This window comes from Gemmatimonas sp. (assembly GCF_046594945.1).
Lineage (GTDB): Bacteria > Gemmatimonadota > Gemmatimonadetes > Gemmatimonadales > Gemmatimonadaceae > Gemmatimonas.
This window is the reverse complement of sequence record NZ_JBKJRB010000175.1, coordinates 66,552-75,239: the sequence shown is the minus strand read 5'-3', so window position 1 is coordinate 75,239 and position 8,688 is coordinate 66,552. Positions and strand designations below refer to the sequence as shown.

Genomic DNA, 8,688 nt, shown 5'->3' with positions numbered 1-8,688 from the left:
CGCGATCTGCGAACCGGGAAGGAATGCGTCGACACCCATGAGATCGACGACTACGCCACCCTTGATCTTCTTGACGAGAGTGCCTTCGACCGGCATGTCGCTTTCGTAGGCCACGCGGATGCGCTCCCACACGCGCATGAAGTCGGCCTTCTTCTTGGACAGGACGACGGAGCCTTCCTGGTCTTCGAGGTGCTCGAGAAGCACTTCGACTTCGTCGCCGACCTTGAGGTCGGGCATGTCCTTGAACTCTTCGAGCGGGATCGTCCCTTCGGACTTGAAGCCGATATCCAGGACGACCAGGTTCTCGCGAATCTCGAGGACGGTTGCCTTGACGATTTCGCCTTCTTCGATCGAGGCGAGCGTGCCGTTGTACAACTCCAGCATGCGCTCGTACTCGTCGGACGTGAACTCGTCTTCTTCGTAGAGTTCCGGACGACGGTTCGCGAGCGGGCGGAGCTGGCTCTTCTGCAGGTCGCGCTTTTCGCGCGGGGTGAGCTTATTGTGCGCCGGCTCCGCGTCGAGCTCGTCCATGTCCGCGCTGTGCGCGGCGTCTAGCTCGGCGGCGAGCTCGGGGCTCAGTTCAGTGCTCATACTTGTGGGTATCTCCGATTCGCGGAACTGCACTCGCCGCGCCGAGAGGAGGGTGGAACGGATTAACAGCGGGAACCCGGAAACGTAGAGGGATTAAGCGCCTTCGGCAATGGGTGCGCCGGCTAACCTATCTCCAACCCAGGCTAGTGTCCGCGTAGCCGTTCCCGAGTGGCCTTGGCGAGCGCCACGATCCGCTCCACCTGCTCTTCCTGCGTCACCGTCGTGGTATCGATCGTGATGGCGTCCCGCGCCGGGGCGCTTTGGGCCGCATCGAGGGCGTCGCGGGCTACGAGCGCCTCCGTCTCCTCGGCGATCTCGGCGTCATTCGGACGACGTCCTAACCGCTGGATCAACCGCCGCCGCGCCCGTTCCCAGGGATCGGCCACCAGAAACACCTTGAGTGCGGCACTCGGGAACACAGCCGTCCCGATATCACGTCCGTCCACGACCACATCGGTGGCCGCCCCAGCCGCCCGAACCTGGTCGTTGACCCAGTGTCGCACGTCCGTCATTTGGGCTACCCGCGACACCTGCCGAGTGACGGGCGCGTCGCGCATCGCCTCGTCTTGCGCGCGGCCGTCAACCAACGGCAACACCGATCGCTCGGTCAGGCGCCACGAGATCCGGTGCGCCTGCGCCAACACGCTGTCGGGCGTCCACTGTTCGGGCGGAACACCGGTGCTCAGCGCCAACAGAGTGACGGCGCGATAGAACGCGCCGGAATCGACGTGGTGCACGTTCAAGAGCTGGGCGACCCATTGGGCCGTCGAACTTTTGCCCGATGCTGCTGGTCCGTCGATCGCAATCACCAGCGGCCTCGGATCGCTCGCCGCGAGCGATGTGACCTCGGCAGCAACGGCCGCCGGACTCGTTGCCTGCGCCAGATCCCGCCAGAATGTTGGATACGACACTGACACGCAGCCTGGATCGTCGATGGTGATACGGTTCCCCGGCAACGCGCCGAGGATGCCGAAGGCCATCGCCAGTCGATGATCGCCATGCGTGATGACGTGCCCCGACAGCCCTGCCCGCGATCCGGAAATGCGCATGCCATCGGGGAGCTCGTCGACATCAACCCCAAGCCGTCGAAGATTCTCGACGACGGCGCGAATGCGATCGCTTTCCTTGACCCGCAGTTCACCGGCCTCGGTGATGCGAGTTTCGCCGACCGCACACGCCGCGACACAGGCGAGCATCGGCAGTTCATCGATACAACGCGGAATTTCCGCGCCGCCAATCGACGTCGGTCGCAGCGATGCGGGAAAGACCACGAGCGTGCCGATCGCTTCGCCACCGACGGTGCGCGCATCCTCGATGTCAATGCGCACGCCCATCCGACGCAGCACGTCGAAGGCACCGGTGCGTGTGGGGTTCAGACACACATTCTCGAGGCGCAGTATGCCCTCGTCGGCCAGCGCGCCGAGAGCGACAAAGAACGTCGCCGACGAGGGATCGGACGGCACCACGACATCAACGGCGGTCAGCGACTGCATTGGAAGCAGTACGACACCAAGGTCGGAGACGGTGAGTTGCACGCCACGCGCCAGGAGCATGCGTTCCGTGTGATCGCGCGATCGTTGCGGCTCGCGTATCACAACGCCGGCGCCAGACGCAAGGCCGGCGATCATCAACGCGCCTTTGACCTGCGCGCTGGCGTGAGTGTTCACGAACGTGATCGCCGAGAGTGGCATGCCGTGCACACGCATCGGCAACCCGTCGTGCCCATCGACGCCTTCGAAGTCGATGCGTGCACCCATCTCCGTCAGCGGAGCGGCGATGCGACGCATCGGCCGCCGGCTGAGACTGGCGTCGCCCTCGAAGCGGGCCACTCGCCCGGCGAGTCCGGCCACCAGACCGGCGATCAAGCGCGTCGTGGTACCGCTGTTGCCGCAGTCAAGCGCCGACTCCGGCGCCTTCAGCGACGCGATCCCGCGTCCGTGCACCACAAAATCGGGACTCAACACGGGAATGTCGGCACCCATCGCGCGCAGGGCCCCCGCGGTCGCGTGCACATCGGCCGACGCGAGGATGTCACGAATGCGCGTTGGTCCGCTCGCCATGGCGGCAAAGATCAACGCGCGATGGCTGATCGACTTGTCACCGGGAGCGCGGATGACACCGCGCACCACCAGTGGCGAGCGGGAAGTACTCACCGCAACCACGCCTCGAGTGCGGTCACGGCATCGGTCTTGTCGTCGCGGTACTTCACGATGACCGGCGTCTGTAGCGACAGCCCCTGCGCTTCGCCAAACGCGGAGGACACGCGACGCGCGCCCGGCACGACGACCGCCCGCTCGGGGATGATCAACGGCTGGTCGGCCGTGGCGCGATGCACCGTCTCGTTCACGAGGTCGTACACCGGCGTGCCGCGGGTCAGAATGACGCCGGCCCCCAGCACCGCCTTGGCGCGTACCACGGTCCCCTCGTACACGCCGCAGTTGCCACCGACGATCACATCATCCTCGATGATGACCGGTGACGCGTTGATCGGCTCCAATACACCGCCGATCTGCGCGGCGGCACTGAGGTGGACTCGCTCCCCGATCTGCGCGCAGGAGCCAACGAGCGCGTGCGAGTCGACCATCGTCCCGCGACCGACATAGGCGCCCACGTTGATGTACATCGGCGGCATGCACACCACGTTCGGCGCCAGATACGCGCCGCGCCGTACGGTGGAACCACCAGGCACGATGCGCACCTGATTCTCCACGCGGAATTCGCGCGTGGGATACGTGTGCTTGTCGAAAAACTGAAACGGCGCATGTCCCGGCATTTCCACCACACGCCCGATGCGGAACCCCAACAGGATGGCGCGCTTCACCCACGGCACCGCATGCCACGTGCCGTCGACATCACGACGGGCCGCGCGAATCTCACCGCGCTCGAGCAACGCCAGCGCGTGGTCGAACAGATGCTGCGCATCGGACGGCAGGGCCACTCCTCCATCGAGCAGGAGCGGATCATTGAAGCGCGCTTCGAGGTCGGTCAGCGAGAAGGCCATAAGAGCAGCATCAAGTGGAAGTGAAAAACGACGGACGTCACGTTACGAGGCGAGCGCGCCGGCCTGGACAAGTGCCGCGCGAGCGAGGGGATGATGCGCCGCGAGCAGCGGAACCAACGGGAGCCGCAGGTGATCGTGCAGGCGTCCCATCATCGCGAGCATTGCTTTGACCGGAATGGGATTCGACTCGATGAAGGCCGCCTGCGCCACCGGCGCCAGCGACGCATCGATACGCCGAGCCTCGAGCAGATCACCACGCGCCATGGCGACGCAGAGCGCCGACATCAGGGCGGGCACGACATTCGAAATCACCGAAATGATCCCGTCCCCGCCGTGCGCCATGACACTGAGTGTGAGGCCGTCATCACCCGAGAGCACGGCGAAGTGCTCCGGGCGCTCGCGAATGATCTGCGTGATCTGCGCCAGGTTTCCCGAGGCTTCCTTTATCGCGACGAAGCGCGGGTCAACCGCCAGCTCCAGGCAACTCCGCGCCTCCAGATTGATCGCCGTTCGGCCCGGCACATTGTAGATCACGATCGGCAGATCGCAGGCGTCGGCAATAGCGCGGAAATGCGCGATCATCGCGCGCTGGGGCGGCTTGTTGTACATCGGCGTGACATGCAGCAGATGCGTAGCGCCGATCGCCTTCATCTCGAGCGAGGTGGCGATGGCTCGCGGCGTGTCGTTGGAGCCAGCGCCGGCGATCACCGGCACGCGTCCGTTCACTTGCTCGACAGTGATCTCGACGACGCGCCGATGCTCCGCCGGCGCAAGCGTGACAGCTTCACCAGTGGAACCACAGGGAATGAGCATGTGCACGCCTTCGCTGACCTGCCACTCCACGAACGCCCGAAGAGCGACTTCGTCGATGGAACCATCCGCCATGAACGGCGTGACCAGTGCAGTACCGCACCCGAAAAGTCGCTGCGCCATCGTCGTTTCGCGCTGAGAGGTCAGGAATTCGCCTGGCTCGATGCCAGGACGTCACGCATCGTGTACACCCCGGGCACGCGCGCGCCCGCGAGCCACCGCGCCGCCGTCAGCGCGCCGTCGGCGAACACCCGCCGGTCGCGCGCTTCATGCACGAGTCGTATCTGCTCGAAGGGTGCGTCGAAAATGATCTCGTGGGTGCCGGGCACCGAACCGGTACGCACACTGGTGATCGGCACGTCGCGTCCCAGTCCAGCCTGCAACCGTTCCGAAATCGCGATGCCGGTTCCGGACGGCGCATCGAGCTTCGCGAGGTGGTGCGTCTCCACCACATGCGTGTCGAAGCCGGACACGTGACGCGCGCGTCGTGCGGCATCTTCGGCCATCGCAAGAAACAGCTGAACCCCGATGCTGAAGTTCGGCGACCAGAGCGCGGCGCCCTGCGAACGATGCGCCGCCGCTTCGAGCTCCGGCAGCTGCGCCGACCATCCGGTGGTGCCGATGACCACCGGGCATCCAGCGTGCAGTAGCGCGACGGCGTTGGCCACCGACGACTCCGGCGTGGTAAACTCAATCGCCACCTGCGCCCCGTTCAGCTCGGCGGCGGTGATGCTGTTCGACATCTCCGCCGCATCCAGGCGAGCGACCACGTCGCAGCCGCGCTCAGCGGCCAGTGCATCGAGCGCGCGCCCCATGCGCCCCATGCCGATCAGCGCGATGCGCACCGGAGCGACGCTCACGAGGCCTGCTCGAAAAACGCCGCGTGCAACCGCTGCATGGCGGGCACGACCTGCTCATCGTCGATCACGAGCGTGAAGTTGATACCGGTGGCGCTCAACGATGCCATGTACACGGGAATGGGTCCAAGCGCGATGAACGCGTCGGCGATCGCGCGGCTGCCGTCGGCGATTCCCGCACCGACGATCGCCACGATACCGCTTCGTCGTTCCACCGCCACATCGCCGAACGCGGCCAGATCCTGCAGGATGGCGCCGAGGTTCGTGGCATCATCGAGTGTGACCGACACCGAGACCTCCGATGTCGTCACGACGTCAACGGAGGTGCGATGTGTCTCGAACACTTCGAAGACCCGGCGCAGAAAGCCCGGCGCCAGCAGCATGCGCGAGGAACGCAGCTTCACGAGCGTCGTACTACGCTTGCCGGCAATCGCGCGAACAGGAAGACGCGGCGCGTCGAACGCAATCATCGTCCCCTTCCCGTCCGGCTTACGCGAGTTGAACACGAACACGGGGATGCCACGCTGTACGGCGGGCGCAATCGTGGCCGGGTGCAACACCTTTGCACCGAACGCAGCGAGCTCCGCCGCTTCATCGAAGCTGATGCGCTCGATGAGCCGCGCGCCGGGAATCACGCGAGGATCGGCGGTCAGCATGCCGTCCACGTCGGTCCAGATTTCGATCGCGGTCGCTTCGATCGCCGCTCCGATCAACGAGGCCGAATAGTCGGACCCCCCTCGCCCGAGTGTGGTCGTCACGCGCCCGGGCGCCGATCCGACAAAGCCACCCATCACGGGAATCTTCCCGTGCTGCAACAGCGGAAGCAGATATTCCTGCGAGGCCAGTGCAATCGCGTCGACATCGGGTTCAGCGCGCGTGAAGCAGTCGTTCGTCTTCATCACGTCACGCGCATCGATCCAGACCGCCGGATAGCCGCGGTGACGGAATGCGGCCGCGACGATCTGTGACGAGAGCAACTCGCCGAGTGCAGCGACCGTATCGAGCGAGCGTGGCGTGAGATAGCCCAGCGTCCGAAACGCTTCCGCGAGATGGGCCAACTCATCGAAACTGGCACTGATCTCGAGGGCGAGCTCCTCTGCTTCCGGCGTCCCGCCGAGTAACGCATGCACCTCACGCAAGTGTCGATCGCGGAGCTGCTCCACCAGCTGCAACGCCGCGAGGAGTTCGCCGCCGGCGGCCTTGTGGGCGACATCGAGCAGCACATTCGTGGCGCCACCGAGCGCCGAGACGACGACGACCGGAACACTCGCCTGCTTGCCGACAATGACATCGACAACACGGTTGATCGCGCTGGCATCCGCCACCGACGTGCCACCGAACTTACAGACGATCACGACGCGACCAATCCGTCGAGCTGACCGGTAGCCACCAGCAGCTCGGCATTGAGAATCGAGCCGCCCGCGGCGCCGCGCACCACGTTGTGCGCCATCGCGACCAGCCGCAGATCGAAGAGATTGTCGGCGCGAACGCGGCCGATGGTCACCGCCATGCCGTTCCCGGCGTTCACGTCGCGACGCGCCTGTGGCCGATCGTGCTCGTCGCGCACGATGAGCGCCGGGACTGGCGCGGACGGCAATCCGTGCACCGCCGGATACCCCTTCCAGTCACGCAACGTTTCCAACGCCTGCTCCGGCGTAGGCGCGCGCTCGAATGCCACGGACAAGCAGATCGTATGACCGTGTTCGACCGCGACGCGATTGGCGTGCGCGCTCGTCACGATCGGCGCCGCGATGATTGTCTCACCGTTGTACGTGCCGAGTAATTTCACGAGCTCGCTTTCGATCTTGGACTCTTCATCGCCGATGAACGGAATGACATTCCCGAGGATATCGAGCGAGGGCACGCCAGGATAGCCGGCACCCGACACGGCTTGCATCGTCGTCACGAACACCTTGGTGACACCGAACGCCTGATGCAACGGTGCCAGCGCCATCGCGGCGACGGTCACGGCACAGTTGGCATTCGTCACGATCCCGCCGGGCCAACCGCGGTTGATCCGCTGCTGTGCCAACAAGGCAAGATGACCCCCGTTCACTTCGGGAATCACCAGTGGCACATCAGACTCCATCCGAAAGTTCTTCGCGTTGCTCAGCACGAGCCTTCCCGCGGCGGCGAACGCAGCTTCCACCTCGCCGGCGACCGACGAGTCGAGCGCGGAGAAAACAATCGGCGCTTTCACCTGCGCCGGCGAGCATGCTCTCACCTCGAGTGCAGCGACGACCGGCGGTAAGGTACCTTCGAGCCAACGGGTGGCGGACGCATACGATTTGCCGGCGCTGCGCTCGGATGCAGCGACTTCGACCAGTTCGAACCAGGGGTGACCTTCGAGCAGGCGAACGAAGGCTTGGCCAACGGCACCGGTCGCGCCGAGAACGGCGACCGGCCAACGTGTCACGGGCGTAGTCATGCGAGCAGGGTGCGGACGATACGTTCGTAAGCGCCCACGGACGCTTCGAGTTCCACCACATCGATGTATTCGATGGGCGTATGGGCCACGTGAATAGAGCCGGGCCCGAAGAGCAGCGGCGTCCCCCAACGATCGAGCAGCGGGATGTCGCTGGTGTACGCAACGGGCTCGACCTCGAAGCCGTTGAGCACATGAAAATATTGGGCCGGAATATGCGATCCCCAGATCAACTCGGCGCGCGTGCCGGCCCACTCGGTGAAAGCCTGCTTCACGGGTCCGATCTCGCCGACAAGTCGAATCATGATCTCGGCTTCAGCGAGCCCAGGCACGATGTTCGCCTCGGTTCCGGCGCGCAGTACGCCAATGTTGTACGTGGTCTCGCCAAGCACGGGATCGACCGGAAGCGCTAAGCGGCACAGCTGCGGGAGCATGTCGAGCAGCGGATCGAGCGCGCTGCTGCCGAGGTGCGCATACGCTGAGTGCGCCTCGCGTCCACGCACTCGCACGATCACGCGCTGCGCGCCCTTGCACCCCGACGCAAGTTTGCTCTCAGTCGGTTCACCGTTCACAAGGAACTTGCTGGTGGCCGGCAACCGATTCGCGGCGCGCGCACCCGGCGAGCCTTTCTCTTCACCAACGACAAACAGCAAGTCGACCCGTTCCTCGCCGGCGTCGGCCAGTCGCTGCGCCGCGATCATCATCGCGGCGGCGATGCCTTTCGCATCGGACGCCCCGCGACCGTAGAGTCGTGTGCCTTCGAGGCGAGGCGGCAGATAGGGCGGGACGGTGTCGAGATGCGTGGACAGCGTCACGCCGCCACCGCGGCGGGAGGCCCACACGTTCGAGCGACCCGGCTCGACTTCCTGGAGCGACACATTCCAACCGCGCGCGACAAGCCAGCGCGCGGCGAGATCCACCGCGTCCCGTTCGCGGCCGGTGGTGGATTCGACGGAGAGTAATTCGGTGGCAAGCGTGACGACGTCAGACATGGTCGAAACATA

The 8,688-nt window shown here is 65.2% G+C and carries 8 protein-coding genes; all 8 read right to left on the bottom strand.

What is annotated here, in order from left to right; genetic code table 11:
- Positions 1-591 (bottom strand): S1 RNA-binding domain-containing protein (locus ACLL97_RS21745; protein ID WP_411282577.1); only part of this gene is annotated, 591 nt, incomplete at its 3' end.
- A 143-nt stretch (positions 592-734) separates the two neighbouring features.
- A complete protein-coding gene (gene aroA, locus ACLL97_RS21740; RefSeq protein ID WP_411282576.1) occupies positions 735-2,744 on the bottom strand; it encodes a 3-phosphoshikimate 1-carboxyvinyltransferase in 2,010 nt (669 codons plus the stop codon).
- Entirely contained in the window at positions 2,741-3,592 is an 852-nt protein-coding gene (locus ACLL97_RS21735; protein WP_411282575.1) for a 2,3,4,5-tetrahydropyridine-2,6-dicarboxylate N-succinyltransferase, read from the bottom strand. Before ACLL97_RS21735 ends, aroA begins: the two co-directional genes overlap by 4 nt.
- A gap of 42 nt (positions 3,593-3,634) precedes the next feature.
- On the bottom strand, positions 3,635-4,525 hold the full coding sequence (dapA, locus tag ACLL97_RS21730) for a 4-hydroxy-tetrahydrodipicolinate synthase (RefSeq protein WP_411282574.1): 891 nt from the start codon (positions 4,523-4,525) through the stop codon (positions 3,635-3,637).
- Between the two features lie 20 nt (positions 4,526-4,545).
- Positions 4,546-5,262, bottom strand: coding sequence for a 4-hydroxy-tetrahydrodipicolinate reductase (locus ACLL97_RS21725; RefSeq protein WP_411282573.1), 717 nt, complete (start codon positions 5,260-5,262; stop codon positions 4,546-4,548).
- Positions 5,259-6,614, bottom strand: coding sequence for a lysine-sensitive aspartokinase 3 (lysC, locus tag ACLL97_RS21720; RefSeq protein ID WP_411282572.1), 1,356 nt, complete (start codon positions 6,612-6,614; stop codon positions 5,259-5,261). The genes ACLL97_RS21725 and lysC overlap by 4 nt, the downstream gene beginning before the upstream one ends.
- Complete coding sequence (asd, locus tag ACLL97_RS21715; protein WP_411282571.1) at positions 6,611-7,687, bottom strand: aspartate-semialdehyde dehydrogenase; 1,077 nt, start codon at positions 7,685-7,687, stop codon at positions 6,611-6,613. Before asd ends, lysC begins: the two co-directional genes overlap by 4 nt.
- Positions 7,684-8,676, bottom strand: a complete 993-nt coding sequence (locus ACLL97_RS21710; RefSeq protein WP_411282570.1) for a M20/M25/M40 family metallo-hydrolase — start codon at positions 8,674-8,676, stop codon at positions 7,684-7,686. The genes asd and ACLL97_RS21710 overlap by 4 nt, the downstream gene beginning before the upstream one ends.
- Positions 8,677-8,688: the final 12 nt, after the last annotated feature.

Coding starts and splice junctions, on each gene's coding strand:
- ACLL97_RS21710 (WP_411282570.1), bottom strand. CDS start 8,676: ATGTCTGACGTCGTCACGCTTGCCACCGAATTACTCTCCGTCGAATCC.
- dapA (WP_411282574.1), bottom strand. CDS start 4,525: ATGGCGCAGCGACTTTTCGGGTGCGGTACTGCACTGGTCACGCCGTTC.
- asd (WP_411282571.1), bottom strand. CDS start 7,687: ATGACTACGCCCGTGACACGTTGGCCGGTCGCCGTTCTCGGCGCGACC.
- ACLL97_RS21735 (WP_411282575.1), bottom strand. CDS start 3,592: ATGGCCTTCTCGCTGACCGACCTCGAAGCGCGCTTCAATGATCCGCTC.